This window comes from Macrococcoides goetzii, assembly GCF_002742385.2.
Classification (GTDB): Bacteria; Bacillota; Bacilli; order Staphylococcales; family Staphylococcaceae; genus Macrococcoides; species Macrococcoides goetzii.
The window spans coordinates 876,248-894,538 of record NZ_MJBI02000001.1 but is presented as its reverse complement, the minus strand read 5'-3'; the positions used below and the strand labels follow the sequence as shown (position 1 = coordinate 894,538).

The following is an 18,291-nucleotide window of genomic DNA, read 5'->3' as shown; positions in this document are numbered from 1 at the left end:
TTGATATTATTATTATACATGAAAAGAACCGTGATATTAAATTTAAAAGGAGTAATATATGCGTGTTATTGGTGGTAAATATAAACGATTTCAGTTAACTGCGCCAAAAGGAGTAACTTCAAGACCAACAACAGATAAAATTAAAGAAACGATGTTTAATATTCTCGGTCCGATGGATGGCATAGGACTTGATTTATTTGCTGGAAGTGGTGGATTAGGTGTAGAAGCGATAAGCAGGGGACTTTCTAAAGTGATTTTTGTAGATGGGAGTTTTGATGCAATACAGATGATTAAGAAAAATACTTCTTTTCTTGACGAAGAAGTCGAAATTTATAAGAATGATTACAAACGAGCATTAAAGGCTCTAAATAAAAGAGATATTCAGTTTAATATGATCTTTTTAGATCCTCCGTATCAAAAGAATATCGTAAATGAAGCATTGCCATTGATTAAGGCATTTGATTTACTTGCAGAGGATGGACAAATCCTTATAGAATGTGAGAAGAATGAAGCTATAGATACGCTTGACTTTGAAGTGATAAAAAATGAAACATATGGCATTACAAAATTAATCATATTAAGAGGTAATTATGAGTAAAACAATCGCAGTAGTACCAGGAAGCTTTGACCCTATCACAAAAGGACATTTAGATATCATACAGCGAAGTAGTGAACTGTTTGATGAAATACATGTTTCTGTATTGAATAATGCTAAAAAAACCGGTTTTTTCACCATAGAAGAACGACTTGCGCTCATTGAAGAAGCGGTTAAAGATATACCCAATGTTAAAGTTGATTATTTTTCGGGCTTACTTGTGCATTTCTGTGAAAGCGTAGGTGCTAAACAAATCGTACGTGGATTGCGTGCAGTATCTGACTTTGAATATGAGATGCAGCTGACAAGTATGAATAAGAAATTAAACGATGATATAGAAACACTATATATGATGACTAACAACCAATATTCATTTATTTCTTCGAGTATGGTTAAAGAAGTTGCGAAATATGATGGAGATGTCTCAAGTATTGTACCTAAAAATGTTGAGATTGCACTAAAAGAAAAGTATAAGCAATTAGCAGAAGAAGAAAAGTAAATCATATTGAAAAACCACATCCAGATATGATGTGGTTTTTTGATGGAGTAGTTGAATTTTACACACTTTCCTATGGATTGATATGCAAGTGCCAGAGTATGGGGGAGTAATTTGATAATACAACCGTTTTAACCGCGCATCTCAATCTTTAGCGCTTATATATAACTGACGTGTTAAAATCTGTCATCGTGCTACCACTAATAAGGTTATATATTTCAGTAGCTTTTATTTCTAAACCGAAATGGTCACGTGACACACTGTTTACATTTGTCACGATTACAACGTCTTCAATAGATTTAATTAGTTTTCGTCCTGAATCATTCATCCCTAGTACTCGTACAGCTGTAATTTCTTTTAATAGAGGAACATCTTTTTCTTTTATATTTAACAAAATATAAACAAGTAAACGTTGAATTCTACTTCTTGTATATCGTTTTGATACCATCTTTTCTATTAATTCATCGAATGTTTTCACTTCACGAATAACTTTCTTTAATCGATTTTCTAATCCTTCATACATCGTATATATTTCTTGAAGTTCAAGTACATTCATGGATAGCATACGATATTTTATTAACGTAAAATAATCTTCCCAACGGACTGCATTGACAATCAGTTCACTGTGTGGCATTGTCGCTTTAATGTCATTGTCATTAAAATAATTTTTGCGTATTGCAGTTGCACTTGAAATTGTACCTGTCAAAACTTCATCTGTGTAATCATTATAAATTCGTGGGATTGGAATTAATGTAAGTGTAGGGTAAATTTCTTTCGTAGCTTTTAAATATGCATGAGCTAATATATCATTTGATTTTAAATCAGCACTCATTAATTTTGGGTACGCTGCTCCAGTACGTATATCTTCACGAGTAGGTGACTTTATCTCAAAATCAATTTTGTTAAGATTACCGCTTTCACTGCCAAATGACAAACCATCAAGTCTGAGCTTTTTAGCAATCATGATACCACCACGAGCAAAGTCATCTGCATAACTTACTGCATAGAATTGAGGGAGTTCAACAACTAAGTCCACATAATCAAGTGCCATTTTTGTACGTATAAATTTATTTAGAAATGCTGGTTCACCACGTTGAACGAATTGTCCACTCATGATTGCTACTATTTTTGCTTTAGGGTATAATTTTTTTACTTGTTCTATCTGATATTTATGCCCATTATGAAAAGGATTATATTCACAAATAATTCCGATTGACTTCATTGTATTTCCCCTCCCATCAGTTTATAATGATGATTGTAACAGAAATATCTGTTAAGAAAAAATCTTGACAAACTGTTATTAAAAGAGGTAAAATAAATTTTGTGTTTGTAAGAGGTGAAACCATATGAAATGGTCATTAGCTGAATTAAGAAAACACCGTGATAGTGGTTATCCATTTGAATCAGAAATCAACTTAAATCATTTAATATCTAGCTTACAGTTAGTTGATATATCACCTATTAAGGTGGAAGGTAAATTAACACCTAAGTCAAACGAAGTAGTAGCTGATTTACATGTAACTGGACAATTCGTTATGACTTGTGCAAGAACATTAGAAGATGTTGAAGTTCCATTCGACATCCAATCAGTAGAATATTTTGATGATAACGATTATGTTGAATATGATGAGAATAGACATGCCATTTTGAATGGTGTTATAGACTTAACACCCGTTATTCAAGAGTTAGTTGTAATCAATAAACCTGTACGTGTGGTAAAAGAGGATGTTGATTTAGAACTAACAAAAGGTAAAGGTTGGGAAGTAATTGATGAAAGTCAATTAGAAGATGAAAAGCCTAAGGTTGATCCAAGGCTTGCAAAACTTCAAGCTTTAAAAGACAGTATGTCTGAAAACTAGATCGATAGGAGGCAAAATACAATGGCAGTTCCTTTTAGAAGAACATCTAAAACAGCGAAAAGAAAACGTCGTACACACTTCAAATTATCAGTACCTGGTATGGTTAAATGTCCATCATGCGGCGAAATGAAATTATCTCACCGCGTATGTCCATCATGTGGTTCATACAATGGTAAAGAAGTAGTTTCTAAATAATTTTTTATAAGTGTATCGCTTTTGCGATACACTTATTTTTTTGAATAAGCCGTAAAATTGTATTTGCGCTTGAATATCATTATACTAAATAATGATAAAATGCGAGGTGTAGACAAGTGGAGATAATTAAGCAGTTAGCAGATAATAAAGGGGCTTTTATAGAGCGCTACACACATCAGGATGATGTGTTATCACAATATAGGTATGATGTAACAAAAGATGAAAGTTATGAAGTGCGTATGAATAATGCAGCAAATGGTTTAGAATCTAAACTTTCAAAAGTTATAGAAAAGTATATGGCTAAGTTTGAACTAAGTGAAAAACAGTGTAAAAATATTTCACTTTTGGCTGAAGGTAATAAGGTTGTCATCGGTGGACAACAAGCAGGGCTGTTTGTTAGTCCGATGTATACAATACATAAAATTATTTCTATAATTGTTCTTGCAAAAGAACAATCAAAAAAACTAGGTACTGAGATTATACCTGTATTTTGGATTGCAGGTGAAGATCATGATTTTGATGAAGTAAATCATGTTAATGTATATACAGCGGAAAATAATGTGCATAAAATAAAATATTATCCAACTGAAGAAGTAACAGACAGTGTTTCTGTACTTAACTTTGAACAGGAAGCATTAAAATTTACGATTGACCGCTTTATTACGCGTTTAATAGAAACTAAATCAACAAAATCGATTCATAATCTTTTAAATGATTTGCCTGAAAATTGGACGGATCATTTCCAGTACATCATTCATACGTTATTTAAAGACTATGGTTTACTGTTAATTGATAGCCAGCACAAAGAAATTCGTGCGCTGGAAACGGACATACTTGTTTGGATGTTTGATCATCATGAAGCAATCAATCAAGCCTTTAGAAACGGTCAAGAGAAGATGGAATCTCTCATCGGAGAACGTCAAATTTTAACTGATACAAACGTTCATCTGTTTATGTCTTTTGAAGGCAAACGTCAGTTATTAAAGTTTGAAGGTGGTAAATATAGACTATCAAAATCTGATGCAACTTTTACTAGAGCTGAAATCAGAGCTAAAATTCAAGTTGCGCCACATTTATTTAGTAATAATGTTGTTACTCGTCCATTGATGGAAGAAATGCTATTTAACACTTTAGCTTTTGTTGGTGGCCCATCAGAAATTAAATACTGGGGAGAGTTAAAGCAGGTTTTTGATTTCGCAAAAGTTGAAATGCCTCCAGTGGTTCCGCGTATGCGTATAACTTATACAAACGATAAATTATTAAAAGATATGCAACGTTTCAATATAACATTTGAATCTCTATACGATAATGGTATTGAGAAGTTCCAGAATGATTTTTTAGGTTCAAAGGAAAATAGACTATTACTTAGTCAAATGCAGGAAACGATTGCGAACATTGAAGCAGATTATGAAGCGATGCAACTACTAGATGTTCCAATGGAGACAAAGCAATTGTTACAAGATAATCTAAATTATCATAAACGTCAATTTGAATATTTTAAGAAAAGATATCACCAAGATATAAAGCGTCGTCATGATGTTGATTTCAACGCTTTAAATGCTATCGGTAACATGATGAACCCTGGTGGAGGATTACAGGAGAGAATTATGCATCCTCTTCAGTTCATCAACACTTACGATTTTGGCATCTTTGATGAAGTTATTGATAACATTAATAACTACACGTTCGATCATATAATTTTAAAACCATAGGTTATATTATTTTTCTTTTTTCAACATAATTTTTGGGAATTCCCCCCACCACGTTTTTTAGCGTGGTGGGGGGCTTTTTAATGCATAAAAATAAAAAATAAAAAAGTTTTGTATAATTAGTGGAGGAAAGTGGTGGGATGTGGTAAATTTATATTAAGGCTAGGTGATGACTATGTTCATGGGTGAATATCAACATCAATTGGATACCAAAGGTCGCATGATTGTACCTGCTAAGTTCCGAGATGAATTGACAGAACATTTTGTTATTACTCGTGGCCTTGATAAGTGTTTGTTTGGCTATCCTTTAGATGAATGGAAAAGAATTGAAGAAAAATTAAAAACTTTACCAATTACTAAACGAGATGCCAGAAAATTTATGCGTTTATTCTTCTCTGGTGCAGTAGAAGTAGAATTAGATAAACAGGGCCGAATTAATATTCCTAAAAATTTAATGGAATACGCTGGTTTATCAAAAGAATGTACAGTAATCGGTGTTTCTACCCGAATTGAAATATGGGATAGAAATAGCTGGGATAATTTCTACGAAGATACTGAAGAACATTATGAAGAAATTGCTGAAGAGTTAATTGATTTTGATTTATAGGAGGTAAACATGTTCCATCATATTACAGTGTTATTAGAAGAAACGGTCGATCAACTTAATATAAAACCGGATGGTATATATGTTGATTGTACATTAGGTGGAGCGGGTCATAGCCTTTATTTAGTCAAACAATTAACGAATGGTAGATTGATTTCAATCGATCAGGATCAGACAGCAATTGACAACGCGCACATCATTTTGAAAGATCATTTAGATAAAGTAACTTTCGTTAAAGATAACTTCAGAAACTTAAGCGTTATCTTAGATGAACTAAATATTGATAAAGTTGATGGTATTCTTTATGACTTAGGTGTTTCAAGTCCGCAACTTGATGTTGGTGAAAGAGGTTTTAGTTATCATCAGGAAGCAAGACTCGACATGCGAATGGATCAATCACAAAGTCTTTCAGCATTTGAAGTAGTCAATGAATGGCCATATGAAAAGTTAGTTTCAATATTCTTTCGCTATGGTGAAGAAAAATTTTCTAAACAAATCGCTCGTAAAATTGAAAATATTAGAGAAACAACACCAATTGAAACAACATCTGATTTAGTTGAAATTATTAAAGACGCAATTCCAGCACCAGCCAGAAGAACAGGTGGACATCCCGCCAAAAGAGTTTTTCAGGCCATAAGAATTGCGGTAAATGACGAACTAGGTGCTTTTGAAGAGTCGATTGAACAAGCGATTGATTCTGTTAAAGTGGGTGGAAGAATTTCAGTAATTACTTTTCATTCATTAGAAGATAGACTATGTAAGCAAGTTTTTCAGGAGTATGAAAAAGGTCCTGATATCCCTAGAGGTTTACCGGTTATTCCGGATGAATATAAGCCGAAATTAAAACGTATTAATAAGAAGCCAATTGTATCGACAGAACAAGAACTAGAAGAGAATAATAGAGCACGCAGCGCAAAACTTAGAGTCGTAGAAATATTAAAATAAGAGGTGACAACATGGCAGTAGAATACATCAATCCGAATTATTATGAACAGACACAAGTACAACCAAAAGTTGAAACAAAAACAATTACAAAATCCCATGTTGTTTCGTTATCTAAATTAGAGAAATTAGTATATTTATCATTGGTGACATTGATTGCTTTAGTAAGTATTTATATGCTATCTTTAAAATATGATGCGTATCATACAAATAGTAAGATTGCTGCTATTGAACAAAAAATTGTCCATCAAAAATCTGTAAATGGTGAGTTAAATTCAGAAGCGATGAAACAATCTTCATATGAACGTGTCTATAGTAAAGCAAAGTCTTTCGGACTGAGCTTGAATAATGATAACGTAAAGGTAGTGCAAAAAGATGTCACGAACTAAGTTAAAAATAAGAAAAAATAAAATAGGAGCGGTCCTTTTAGTAATGTTATTCGGACTGCTCTTTTTTTCATTGATTTTGAAATATTCTTTTGTCATGGTTACTGGTCACTCCAGCGGACAAGATTTATCGATGCGTGCAAGCGAAAAATATGTACGCAGTATTGTTAATCAACCTATTAGAGGGAAAATTCTTGATCGCAATGGCGAAGTACTTGCTGAAGACATTGAATCATATAAGCTTGTTGCTGTACTTGATAAACGAATCAGCCAAAAAGGCAAGCCACCTCGTCATGTTACTGATAAAAAGAAAACTGCAAAAGCATTAAGCAAAATAATCGATATGCCTTATAAATCAATTCTAAAAACACTTAACACCAAAAATGCATTTCAAGTCGAGTTTGGTAAAGCAGGTAAAGATTTAACATTTAATCAGAAGAAAGCAATTGAACAATTAAAGTTACCTGGCCTGACATTTTTCTCTGAAAAAAAACGATTTTATCCTAACGGTAATTTTGCATCTCATTTAATTGGATATGCTGAAAAGAACTCAGAGACTAATCAAATACAGGGTATGATGGGTACCGAAAAGATATTTGATACGTATCTTTCAGGTAAAGCAGGTAAAACGAGTTATAAACAAGATATTTGGCAATATGTTCTACCTAAATCAGGGAATGTAATTCCTGCTGTTAATGGTGATAATATTAAGCTAACAATTGATAAAAATATCCAAATATTTGTTGAAGATTCTCTTGATCTGATGGTGAAACGATACCAACCTAAAGATTTATTTGCAGTAGTAACAGATGCCAAGACCGGTGAAATCCTTGGCTATAGTCAACGACCTACATTTAATCCGCAAACACGAGAAAACTTTGGTGATAAATGGGCTAATGATCTATATCAAAATACATATGAACCTGGCTCAACATTTAAAACTTATGGTTTAGCAGCTGCAATTGAAGAAGGTAAGTATAAACCAAATGAAAAGTTTAAGTCAGGTGAGAGGGAAGTTGCTGGTAGTGTGATTTCTGACTGGAATGATGTTGGGTGGGGCATGATTTCTATGGATAAAGGTTTCCAGTTATCTTCAAACGTATTAATGATGAAACTTCAGGATGACGTTGGAACAGATAAGATGAAATCCTACTACGAAAAATTTGGATTCGGCAAATCTACAAACTCGTTATTTGATTCAGAAGTTACAGGTCATATTTCCTGGGGTGATGAATTAAGTAAGAAAGTCTCAGCATTCGGTCAATCGACGACTGTCAGTCCTGCCCAGATGATTCAGGCAGAAACTGCAATTGTTAATGATGGGAATATGCTCAGTCCGTATTTTATAAAAGATATCACTAGTCCGGATAAAAGTATTGTCTATAAAGGTAAGAAAAAGGTGATTGGTCAACCGATTTCAAAAACGACAGCACATAAAACAATGAAAGCTCTACATGATGTAGTTTACGGTTCTGAAATGCATGCCTATAATTACCGTATTGACGATTATAAAATTGCCGGTAAAACGGGTACAGCACAAGTACCAGATACGAAAAATGGTGGATATGTAAAAGGTTATCAGCCATATATGGTAAGTTTTATGGGGTATGCGCCTGCAAAAAATCCTCGAGTAATAATTTATTATGGTATGTCTCTAGCTCAAAAAAATGCTGGGGAAGCATATAATCTAGGTGTTTCTAAAGGTTATAAACCATTGATGGAAAATACTTTGAAATATTTAGATGTTGGCGCTACAAAAGATAAAGGTAAAAAGTTATCTTCAGAAGTGGAAGATGTAATTGGATCAAATGTCGATAAGGCAACTGGAGTAATTGAAGGAAATGGTTTTGTACCTGTTGTGATTGGTGATGGTAATAAAGTTACTGAACAAACGCCGCATCAGACTGAATTGTTAAAAGGTGACAAAGTATTCTTACTTACTGACGGAAAAATAACAATGCCCGATATGACGTCTTGGTCAAAACGTGATTTATTGATGTTTGAACAATTAACACAAATCAAAGTTCAGTTTGATGGTAATGGATATGTTGTAAAACAGTCAATTGCACCGAATACGGATGTTAAAAAAGGAGATAAAGTAATGGTTTCAATGGACTCACTTGACCCTTTAAAACAATCACCTGCCTATGATAATATTATTGATGCAAATAAAAAGGATGAAGAAAAAGCATTAAAAAAACAGCTAGAAACTGAGACGAAAAAGAATAAAAAAACTAGTCAAAGCTCAAATGTTAGTTCAACAGAAGAAAATACGACAGAAGAAGTAACAACCGAAACAATTTCTACAGAATCTAAAATTACGGAATAGAAAGGAATCAGTTAGCAAACTGATATGTGAAAAATATGAATGCATTAATTTTTGGATTAGCAAGTTTTATATTAACTGCAATTTTAGTCCCTTTGTTTATCCCATTACTCAAACGAATGAAATTCGGACAGTCCATCAGAGAAGAAGGGCCGAAAAGTCATCAACAAAAAAGTGGCACACCAACGATGGGTGGATTAACATTTTTAATCAGCACAATTCTTTTAAGTATTATTGCAACATTTTTTGTAGATGACAAAGGTCCGATTATATTATTGATATTAGTAACTTTAGGGTTTGGGCTAATTGGATTTGTAGATGATTACATTATAGTGGTTAAAAAAAATAATCAAGGTTTAACATCAAAACAAAAATTCTTATTCCAGATATTAATTGCAGTTTTATTTTACGTTGTAAGTAATGGACTCGGTTTACTTTCACTATCAAACGAGATCAATTTACCTTTTACGGATATCGGAATTCCTTTGTCTATATTCTATGTTGTATTTATTATCTTCTGGCAAGTAGGTTTTTCAAATGCTGTAAACTTAACAGATGGTTTAGATGGTCTGGCAACAGGATTATCTATCATTGCATTTAGTTGTTATTTCTATTTAGCACATCACACGATGAGCCAGGGCATGATGTATTACTTAGCGATTCTTATCGGTAGTTTATGTGGATTCTTAATTTATAATAAATATAAAGCGAAGTTATTTATGGGAGATACAGGTTCACTTGCTTTAGGAGGCGTAATTGCTACTGTTTCTATCATGTTAAATCAAGAATTAACGTTAATATTTATCGGGTTGATGTTTGTACTGGAAACTTTATCAGTAATGTTACAAGTTGCCTCATTCAAATTAACCGGTAAACGTATTTTTAGAATGAGTCCATTACATCACCATTATGAATTAGGTGGATGGTCTGAATGGAAAATAGTAATTGTATTCTGGACAGTCGGTATTATTTCTGGATTAATCGGGATTTATTTAGGAGTGAATTAAGTGAAGAATATAACAAGTTATCAGGGAAAAAATATTTTGGTACTTGGTCTTGGAAAAAGTGGATACGAAACTGCAAAACTATTACATGTTCTAGGAGCGAATGTAACTGTCAATGATGGCAAGGATGTTAGTTTAACGAATGAAGCAAAAGAATTAGAAGCACTTGAAATTAAAGTAGTAAGTGGACATCATCCAATTGAGTTATTAGGTGATATTGATCTTATCGTAAAAAATCCAGGCATTCCTTATCATATACCTTTTATTCAAGAAGCAATTGCCCGTAATATTCAAATTATTACTGAAGTGGAACTCGCATATGAGATTAATGAAGGTAAAATCATCGGTATAACTGGAACAAATGGGAAGACGACTGTAACGTCATTGATTGGTGATATGTTCAAGCATAGTAATCAAACAGGACTTTTATGTGGAAATATCGGCTTTGTTGCATCTTTAGTTGCACAAAATGCTAAGTCTGAAGATACTTTAATAACAGAACTATCATCATTTCAATTGATGGGCATCAGACATTTTAAACCACATATCGCTTTAATTACTAATATTTATTCAGCGCATCTGGATTATCATGGCACGCAGGATGAATATGTAAGTGCAAAGTTAAATATCGTAAAAAATCAGACTGCAGAAGATTATTTAATTTTTAACTATAAACAAAAAGAGCTACTTAATAACTTTGAAATTGAAAGTCAGATTATTTATTTCAGTACAGAAGAAAAAGTCAACGGAAGTTATATTGTCGATGGGAAAATTTATTTTCAAAATGAATTTATTATTGACGTAGACGAAGTAGTGTTACCTGGTAAACATAATCTTGAAAATATTTTATCAAGTATTGCGGCTGCTAAACTAAGTGACATTCCAAATGAAAGTATTATTGCTACGTTAAAGTCTTTTGAAGGCATCAAACATCGATTACAATTTGTCATGACACATGAAAATGTTAAATATTTTAACGATTCAAAAGCAACAAACACTTTAGCAACTACTTTTGCACTGGATGCGTTTCACTCTCCGATTCACTGGCTATGTGGTGGCTTAGATAGAGGAAATGGATTTGAAGATTTAGATGAACATGTCAGTAATGTAAAACATATGTATATTTTTGGTCAGACGACTGAAAAATTAAAGGCATTTGCTGAATCACATCATATACCATATTCAATTTGCGATGATGTAAAAGATGCGGTGCTGCAAACGAAAGGTAATACTGTTGCAGGAGATACGGTACTGCTAAGTCCGGCTTGTGCCAGCTGGGATCAATATCCGACCTATGAAGTTAGAGGAGAAGACTTCATTCAACATGTGAAGTTGCTGCAATAGTCTATGGAAGATCAAATTATAGAAACGCCTCACTATGTGGAGGAAAAGAAAAAACGTCGCAAACGAAGACAACGTATTCAACTTACAATATTTTTATCAATCGTAGCAGTAGTTACTTTAATTTTACTGTACATGTTTACAAATATTAGTTATGTGAACAAAGTGTCCGTCAATAATACTTTACTTAATAGCAAGGAAACTATTTTAAAGAAAGCTCAAATTTCAAATCGTGACCGAATATACAGTTTAGATACAGGCGAAATATCAAGTAATATTGAATATTTAGATGGCGTAAAGTCGTCGACTGTAAAAAGACATTTTCCAAATAAAGTATCAATCATCATTGACGAATACAATGTAGTCGGAGTGATACCAGACGGAAGCGAATTTCACCCTGTCTTAGAAAACGGGCAAATAATACATCAAATGAATTTTAATAGACCGAGTGATGCACCATTAATCAATAATTTTGGTAAAAAAGAATTAAATCAACTCGTTAAAGTATTAAATCATACAAAACCGGCGATTGTAAATCAAATTTCAGAAATTAACTTTGTGCCAAATGAACAGTCATCAGCACGTATTCAAATGTTTATGAAAGATGGTATTGAAGTTATTGGAGATTTAAGGACAATATCTGATAAACTTGATTACTACCCAAGTATGGCTAAAAATATCGAACGTGATGAATCTGGTAAAATGATAAAACCAGGCATAATTGATTTAGAGGTCGGTGCAGTATTTATTCCATATGAATCAAAGAAAGCTGAAACGCGACGACTTGAAATGGAATCAGAAATGAAAGCTAGTGAAGCAAAAGAGAAAGAAAAAGTTGAAAAAGCAGTACAAGATTTACAAAAGCAGTTAAATAACGTAAAACAAAGTAACACATCAAATTAATATGAAAAATATATTGTATTAAACTTTATAAAAAAATTATTTTATTCTGAAAAAAAGCGTTTATAGTTTTCTGAATAAAGTCTATAATGTAATATTGATAGTGTATGTTAAACAAACATAAATAGGAGGTGCCTATCGATGGAAGAACATTACTATGTTTCTATAGATATTGGATCATCGAGCGTTAAGGTAGTTGTAGGCGAAAAGTTTCATAATGGCATTAATGTGATAGGTACAGGTCAAACTTTTACTGATGGTATTAAAAAAGGTATGATTGATGATTTTGATGTCGCAAGTCATGCGATTAAAGATACGATTAAGAAAGCACAAATTGCATCAGGCATAGAGTTTGAAGATGTATTTTTAAAAATGCCGATTATTCATTCTGAAATTCATGATATTGAACACGAAATTACATTCAATGGTGAATCAACTGAAATTACTGGAGAGCATATTGAAGAAGTATTAGATGGCATTCGTGCAAAAAACACTTCGAATGAAATTGAAATTATCGGTGTATTCCCGAAAATGTTTAAAGTTGATGACTTACATGAAGTAAGTGATCCAAAAGAAATGATTGCAACGCAAAGTTTATCGGTTGATGCTGGAGTAATCACAACAAATCGTTCAGTTTTAATCAATACATTGAAATGCGTTGAAAGTTGTGGTGTACATGTATTAGATGTTTATTCTGATGCTTATAATTATAAATACATCTTGACTCCAACTGAAGTAGAGCTAGGTGCAGTAGTCATTGATATTGGTGACCAGTTAACTCAGGTGGCATATTATGAACGTGGCAACTTGTTTGACGCTGATAATATTCCAATGGCAGGAAGTCAGATTACAAATGATATTGCACAAGCGTTAAATACTACTTTTGATCAGGCTGAAAAAGTAAAAGAGCAGTATGGTCATGCGTTTTATGATTTAGCTTCTGAACAAGATGTATTCACTGTAAATCAGGTAGACACTAATGAACCGATGAGCTTTAATCAAAAAGATTTAAGCGATATCGTTGAAGCACGTGTCGAAGAAATATTTCTTGAAGTATTTGATTTACTACAGGAAATGGGCTTAAATAAAATTAATGGTGGCTTTGTATTAACTGGTGGTACTGCAAACATGTTAGGCATTAAAGAATTATTATCTGATATGGTGAGTGAAAAAGTGAGAATTCATGTGCCGCAACAAATGGGAATTAGAAAGCCAGAATTTTCTTCAAGTATTTCTACAATCAATAGTGGTATTAGCTTTGATGAACTATTAGATTATGTTACAATTAATAATCATGAAACTACTTCTGAAGAGGAGTATGTTGAAGAGTACGTGGAAGAGAAACCAAAATCAAAAGGATTTGATGGATTCTTTAAACGTAAAGCGAACAAAGATGTTGAAACAGAAACTTATACATCTAAAACGATCGGCGCACGCGTTGAACGAGAAGATGGTACTTTTGAACAACCAAAAGATGAAAATGAAAAACCAAGTGTAATGAAAAAAATTATGAAATCATTATTTGAATAATAATTGGCCACAATTATATAGGAGGAAAATTGAATGTTAGAATTTGAACAGGGCTTTAATCATTTAGCAACATTAAAAGTAATCGGTGTAGGGGGCGGCGGTAATAACGCTGTAAACCGAATGATCGATCACGGTATGAACAATGTAGAATTTATTGCAATCAATACTGATGGCCAAGCTTTAAACTTATCTAAAGCAACTTCTAAAATCCAAATCGGTGAAAAATTAACACGTGGTTTAGGGGCTGGAGCAAATCCTGAGATTGGTAAGAAAGCAGCTGAAGAGTCACGTGAACAAATTGAAGATGCAATCCAGGGCGCAGATATGGTATTTGTAACTGCTGGTATGGGTGGCGGAACTGGTACAGGTGCTGCACCAGTTGTAGCTAAAATTGCTAAAGAAATGGGTGCTTTAACAGTTGGTGTCGTTACGCGTCCGTTCTCTTTTGAAGGCCGTAAACGTCAGACACAAGCTGCTGCGGGTGTTGAGGCAATGAAAGCTGCCGTAGATACTTTAATCGTTATTCCAAACGATCGCTTATTAGATATCGTTGATAAATCAACGCCAATGATGGAAGCATTCAAAGAAGCAGATAATGTATTACGTCAAGGGGTACAAGGTATTTCTGATTTAATCGCAGTATCTGGGGAAGTTAACTTAGACTTCGCAGACGTTAAAACAATTATGAGTAACCAAGGTTCTGCTTTAATGGGTATCGGTGTATCTAGTGGTGAGAATCGTGCGATTGAAGCGGCGAAAAAAGCAATTTCTTCTCCATTACTTGAAACATCTATTGTTGGTGCTCAAGGGGTATTAATGAATATTACTGGTGGCGAATCATTAACGTTATTCGAAGCACAAGAAGCAGCTGATATCGTTCAGGACGCAGCTGACGAAGATGTTAATATGATCTTTGGTACAGTGATTAATCCAGAATTACAAGATGAAATCGTAGTAACAGTTATTGCAACTGGTTTCAATGACAAACCGACACGTAGTGTTGCACCAACTGGTTTTGGCACACCTCAGCCACAACGTGAGACACGCACTGAATCAGTATCTCAACCACAACAAGCACAACCCGAAAGAGAATCAAATAGAGATGATTTAGATGTTCCAGGTTTCTTAAAAGACCGTGGTACACGTCGTCGTAGAAGATAATTCACATAAATAATTGATTGACAATACATCCGAACAAACATAAGTCGCTCTTTGATTTCTGTTTGTTCGGTTTTTATATAATATGCCATTTTGGAGGCACATAATGGAACCATTTCAAATAATGAAGCATACATATAACGTATCGAATGATTACAATAAAGTGATTGGTATTACGAGTCGACATGGTGGGATTAGTGATTATCCTGAGGATAGTTTAAACATGGCGTTATATATTGATGATGCTCCGTTTAATGTCCATCATAATCAGGCATTAGTAGCGAATGAAATTGGCTTTAAGACGAGTGACTGGGTCTTTCCGATTCAAAAGCATGGCAATAATATTCAGGAAGTATTTTTAGAAGACAAAGGGACAAATGTTTTTGAACTTACACCTAAATGGTTAGATGTTGATGGTTTATATACGAATGAAAAAGGTATACTATTAACAATGTGTTTTGCAGATTGTGTACCAGTTTACCTGTATAGTGTTAAAGATGACTTTATTGCATTGGGACATGCAGGTTGGCGAGGTACAGTCGGTTTAATCGTTGACCGACTTATAAAAGCTTATACTGGTAATATAGATGACCTTAAATGTATCATCGGTCCATCAGTAACTGCACCCTGTTATGAAGTGAATGATGATATTAAAAGACAATTTACTGAGCTAAATTTAGAACTTGAAGATTGTTTCCAAATCAATAAGAATAATATGTTTGATATTAACCTACAGGAAATTAATGCACGTATTGCGATGAATGCAGGAATTAAACAAGAAAACATAACAATCACAACACGTTGTACTTCTACTGAGAATAAAGAATTTTTCTCATATCGTTTAGAAAAAGGTAAAACAGGTAGAATGTTAGCATATATTGGAACGAGGGATTAATATGGAAGTTAAGGATAATCTGGAAGTTATCTTAAATGATATTGAAGAGAGTAAGTCAAATTCACCTTATCATCAAACGCCGACAATTATTGCGGTAACAAAGTATGTTTCAACAGAACGTGCAAAAGAAGCAGTATCTGCTGGAATTAAAGATTTAGGTGAAAATCGAATTGAAGGATTTATTGAAAAAAAAGAAAACATCGACAACGTGACGATGCATTTCATTGGGTCTTTACAGACGAGAAAAGTTAAAGAAGTCATCAATCAGGTAGATTATCTACATTCATTAGATAGAATGAGTTTGGCTAAAGAAATTCAAAAACGCGCAGATAAAAAAGTGAAATGTTTTATTCAGGTGAATGTAAGTGGAGAAGATAGCAAGCACGGTATTAAACCGGAAGAAGTACAATCATTTACCCAAAGTTTAGCTGAATATGATAACATTGAGGTAGTAGGTTTAATGACAATGGCACCACTTGAGGCCAATGAAATAGAAATTAGAGCTTACTTTAAACATTTAAAGCAATTACAACTTAAAATTCAGGAATTGGCATTACCACATGCACCATGTACTGAAACTTCAATGGGAATGAGTAATGATTACAAAATTGCGATAGAAGAAGGTGCGACGTTTATTCGTATAGGAACGAAACTCGTCGGTTAGGAGGGAATTTATGGCCATTAAAGATGTATTTAAAGGATTCTTCGTTTATGAAGATGAAGAAGAAGTCGTATATGAAGATAATACACCGAAAAAAGCTGTAGAAACAGTTGAAAGAGAAAAAATTCAGGCGAGTAATGACAAAGCAGATAAAAAGATTATCAAACAAGAAACGGTGTATCGCACGAAACCTGAACCTGTAAAATCTAAAGTGAAAGTGAATGAGCGCAAAGTGAGTCAAAACAATGTTGTGAATATGCATGAGCAACCGTCATCAAGTATCTCTAAAGTCTGTTTATTTGAACCACGCGTTTTTAGTGATACACAAGATATTGCAGATGAACTTAAAAATCGTCGTGCGACACTTGTTAACTTGCAACGTATAGATAAAATTTCTGCAAAACGTATCATTGATTTTTTAAGTGGAACTGTCTATGCGATTGGCGGAGACATTCAGCGTATTGGTGCAGACATCTTTTTATGCACACCTGATAATGTTGAAGTAGCTGGATCAATCACTGAAATGTTAGAAGCACCAGAAGATTATAATGAACACGAGGAGTTTTAATGAGTACTTTAGAAATAGTAATTTTGATTATGAACTTTATTCTTAAAGCAATTGATATTTATACTATCGGGATGATAATATATTTCTTTATGTCCTGGGTTCCAGGATTAAGAGAATCTGTAATTGGTGAATGGATGGGTAAAATTTATGAACCATTTTTAGAACCGTTCAGACGTATGATACCACCGATTGGTATGTTTGATATTTCAAGCATTGCAGCGCTTATTTTCCTAAAGTTTTTACAAGTTGGTTTAGCTGCAATTTTTAACGCTATCATACCGTATTTCGCATAATCTTAAAAATCTCATTGCTATGAGATTTTTTTCATGTCAAAGTAAAAGAGGATATTATGAATTTATATCAGCATTTTAGAAATGAAGAAATAGAGATTGTAAAGTTTTTAGAAAGTTTAGTAGAACGGGCAGAATCTCAGTATTCACCAGTTCTAACGCATTTTTTAGATCCACGTCAGCAGTTTATTTTAACGACCCTTGTTAATCGAACGGAACTGAATGTATCTTTTAATGGCGGACGTGGTGAGCGTGAGCGTATGCGCGCATTAATTTATCCTGGTTATCACGAAGTGAGTCCTGAGGATTTTGAGTTAACCATCATCGAAATTAAATATGCTGATAAATTTGTAACATTAACACATCGTAATGTGTTAGGTGCACTTATGTCTATCGGCTTCAAACGTGATTTATTAGGTGATATACTCGTTGGGGACAAGATTCAGTTTGTAATTGCTTCACATTTAAAAGACTTTGTATTTCAGAATTTAACGAAATTAAAAGGTTCTCGTATTAAGTTGTTTGAAATTGATAAAGAAGCAATGGTAGATACTTCCGAACCATTCACTTCACATCAGTCAACAGTTTCTAGTTTACGTCTTGATAATATTGTGGCTTTAATGATTAATAAATCACGTAGTATCGCACAAAAACATATTGAAGCTGAGCACGTAAAAGTGAATCATGTTGTTATTGACAAGACAAGTTTCAATGTTGAAACGAATGATTTGATTTCAATAAAAGGTTACGGTCGTGGTAAAATAGAAACAATCGGAGATCGTACAAAGAAAGATAAGATTCGTATAACTTTTGGTACGATGTTTAAATAATT

The 18,291-nt window shown here is 33.5% G+C and carries 20 protein-coding genes; 19 read left to right on the top strand and 1 reads right to left on the bottom strand.

Translation table 11 applies throughout. The annotated features are described in order from the left end of the window. The first annotated feature begins 58 nt into the window (after positions 1-58). The gene (gene rsmD, locus BFS35_RS04690) at positions 59-598 is read left to right on the top strand and encodes a 16S rRNA (guanine(966)-N(2))-methyltransferase RsmD (protein WP_099580761.1); all 540 of its coding nucleotides are present in this window, start codon (positions 59-61) and stop codon (positions 596-598) included. Beyond that, complete coding sequence (coaD, locus tag BFS35_RS04685; protein ID WP_099580763.1) at positions 591-1,094, top strand: pantetheine-phosphate adenylyltransferase; 504 nt, start codon at positions 591-593, stop codon at positions 1,092-1,094. Before rsmD ends, coaD begins: the two co-directional genes overlap by 8 nt. 148 nt (positions 1,095-1,242) lie before the next feature. Here the strand turns inward: coaD and BFS35_RS04680 are convergent, their stop codons facing one another. Next, positions 1,243-2,313: a tRNA(Met) cytidine acetate ligase gene (locus BFS35_RS04680; protein WP_099580765.1), complete on the bottom strand. Its 1,071-nt coding sequence runs from the start codon at positions 2,311-2,313 to the stop codon at positions 1,243-1,245. 124 nt (positions 2,314-2,437) lie between these two features. Here BFS35_RS04680 and BFS35_RS04675 point away from each other — a divergent pair, with 124 nt between their 5' ends. From BFS35_RS04675 to BFS35_RS04595, 17 genes are all read left to right on the top strand, one after another. Beyond that, a complete protein-coding gene (locus BFS35_RS04675) occupies positions 2,438-2,950 on the top strand; it encodes a YceD family protein (protein WP_099580767.1) in 513 nt (170 codons plus the stop codon). Between the two features lie 21 nt (positions 2,951-2,971). Beyond that, complete coding sequence (gene rpmF, locus BFS35_RS04670; protein WP_099580769.1) at positions 2,972-3,145, top strand: 50S ribosomal protein L32; 174 nt, start codon at positions 2,972-2,974, stop codon at positions 3,143-3,145. Positions 3,146-3,261: 116 nt separating this feature from the next. Continuing rightward, positions 3,262-4,857 (top strand): bacillithiol biosynthesis cysteine-adding enzyme BshC, encoded by a 1,596-nt coding sequence (gene bshC, locus BFS35_RS04665; RefSeq protein ID WP_099580771.1) that lies wholly within the window; start codon positions 3,262-3,264, stop codon positions 4,855-4,857. A 172-nt stretch (positions 4,858-5,029) separates the two neighbouring features. Continuing rightward, positions 5,030-5,461 carry a division/cell wall cluster transcriptional repressor MraZ gene (gene mraZ / locus BFS35_RS04660; protein WP_099580773.1) on the top strand — a complete coding sequence of 144 codons (432 nt, stop codon included), beginning with the start codon at positions 5,030-5,032 and terminating at the stop codon, positions 5,459-5,461. Positions 5,462-5,470: 9 nt separating this feature from the next. Beyond that, complete coding sequence (gene rsmH, locus BFS35_RS04655) at positions 5,471-6,403, top strand: 16S rRNA (cytosine(1402)-N(4))-methyltransferase RsmH (RefSeq protein WP_099580775.1); 933 nt, start codon at positions 5,471-5,473, stop codon at positions 6,401-6,403. A gap of 11 nt (positions 6,404-6,414) precedes the next feature. Continuing rightward, positions 6,415-6,789 carry a cell division protein FtsL gene (gene ftsL / locus BFS35_RS04650; protein WP_099580777.1) on the top strand — a complete coding sequence of 125 codons (375 nt, stop codon included), beginning with the start codon at positions 6,415-6,417 and terminating at the stop codon, positions 6,787-6,789. Further along, positions 6,776-9,115: a penicillin-binding protein gene (locus BFS35_RS04645; protein ID WP_099580779.1), complete on the top strand. Its 2,340-nt coding sequence runs from the start codon at positions 6,776-6,778 to the stop codon at positions 9,113-9,115. Before ftsL ends, BFS35_RS04645 begins: the two co-directional genes overlap by 14 nt. Positions 9,116-9,150: 35 nt before the next feature. Then, a complete protein-coding gene (mraY, locus tag BFS35_RS04640) occupies positions 9,151-10,119 on the top strand; it encodes a phospho-N-acetylmuramoyl-pentapeptide-transferase (protein ID WP_099580781.1) in 969 nt (322 codons plus the stop codon). Further along, the gene (gene murD / locus BFS35_RS04635) at positions 10,120-11,460 is read left to right on the top strand and encodes a UDP-N-acetylmuramoyl-L-alanine--D-glutamate ligase (RefSeq protein WP_099580783.1); all 1,341 of its coding nucleotides are present in this window, start codon (positions 10,120-10,122) and stop codon (positions 11,458-11,460) included. A gap of 3 nt (positions 11,461-11,463) precedes the next feature. Next, positions 11,464-12,360, top strand: a complete 897-nt coding sequence (locus BFS35_RS04630; protein ID WP_099580785.1) for a cell division protein FtsQ/DivIB — start codon at positions 11,464-11,466, stop codon at positions 12,358-12,360. Positions 12,361-12,498: 138 nt separating this feature from the next. Beyond that, a complete protein-coding gene (gene ftsA / locus BFS35_RS04625) occupies positions 12,499-13,887 on the top strand; it encodes a cell division protein FtsA (protein ID WP_099580787.1) in 1,389 nt (462 codons plus the stop codon). 33 nt (positions 13,888-13,920) lie between these two features. Further along, on the top strand, positions 13,921-15,048 hold the full coding sequence (gene ftsZ, locus BFS35_RS04620) for a cell division protein FtsZ (protein ID WP_099580789.1): 1,128 nt from the start codon (positions 13,921-13,923) through the stop codon (positions 15,046-15,048). 103 nt (positions 15,049-15,151) lie between these two features. Beyond that, the gene (pgeF, locus tag BFS35_RS04615; protein ID WP_158554251.1) at positions 15,152-15,940 is read left to right on the top strand and encodes a peptidoglycan editing factor PgeF; all 789 of its coding nucleotides are present in this window, start codon (positions 15,152-15,154) and stop codon (positions 15,938-15,940) included. A 1-nt stretch (position 15,941) separates the two neighbouring features. After that, the gene (locus tag BFS35_RS04610; RefSeq protein WP_099580793.1) at positions 15,942-16,604 is read left to right on the top strand and encodes a YggS family pyridoxal phosphate-dependent enzyme; all 663 of its coding nucleotides are present in this window, start codon (positions 15,942-15,944) and stop codon (positions 16,602-16,604) included. A 10-nt stretch (positions 16,605-16,614) separates the two neighbouring features. Next, positions 16,615-17,169 carry a cell division protein SepF gene (locus tag BFS35_RS04605; RefSeq protein WP_099580795.1) on the top strand — a complete coding sequence of 185 codons (555 nt, stop codon included), beginning with the start codon at positions 16,615-16,617 and terminating at the stop codon, positions 17,167-17,169. Beyond that, the gene (locus tag BFS35_RS04600; protein WP_099580796.1) at positions 17,169-17,462 is read left to right on the top strand and encodes a YggT family protein; all 294 of its coding nucleotides are present in this window, start codon (positions 17,169-17,171) and stop codon (positions 17,460-17,462) included. Before BFS35_RS04605 ends, BFS35_RS04600 begins: the two co-directional genes overlap by 1 nt. Before the next feature lie 56 nt (positions 17,463-17,518). Then, positions 17,519-18,289: a YlmH family RNA-binding protein gene (locus tag BFS35_RS04595; RefSeq protein WP_099580798.1), complete on the top strand. Its 771-nt coding sequence runs from the start codon at positions 17,519-17,521 to the stop codon at positions 18,287-18,289. Positions 18,290-18,291 lie beyond the last annotated feature (2 nt).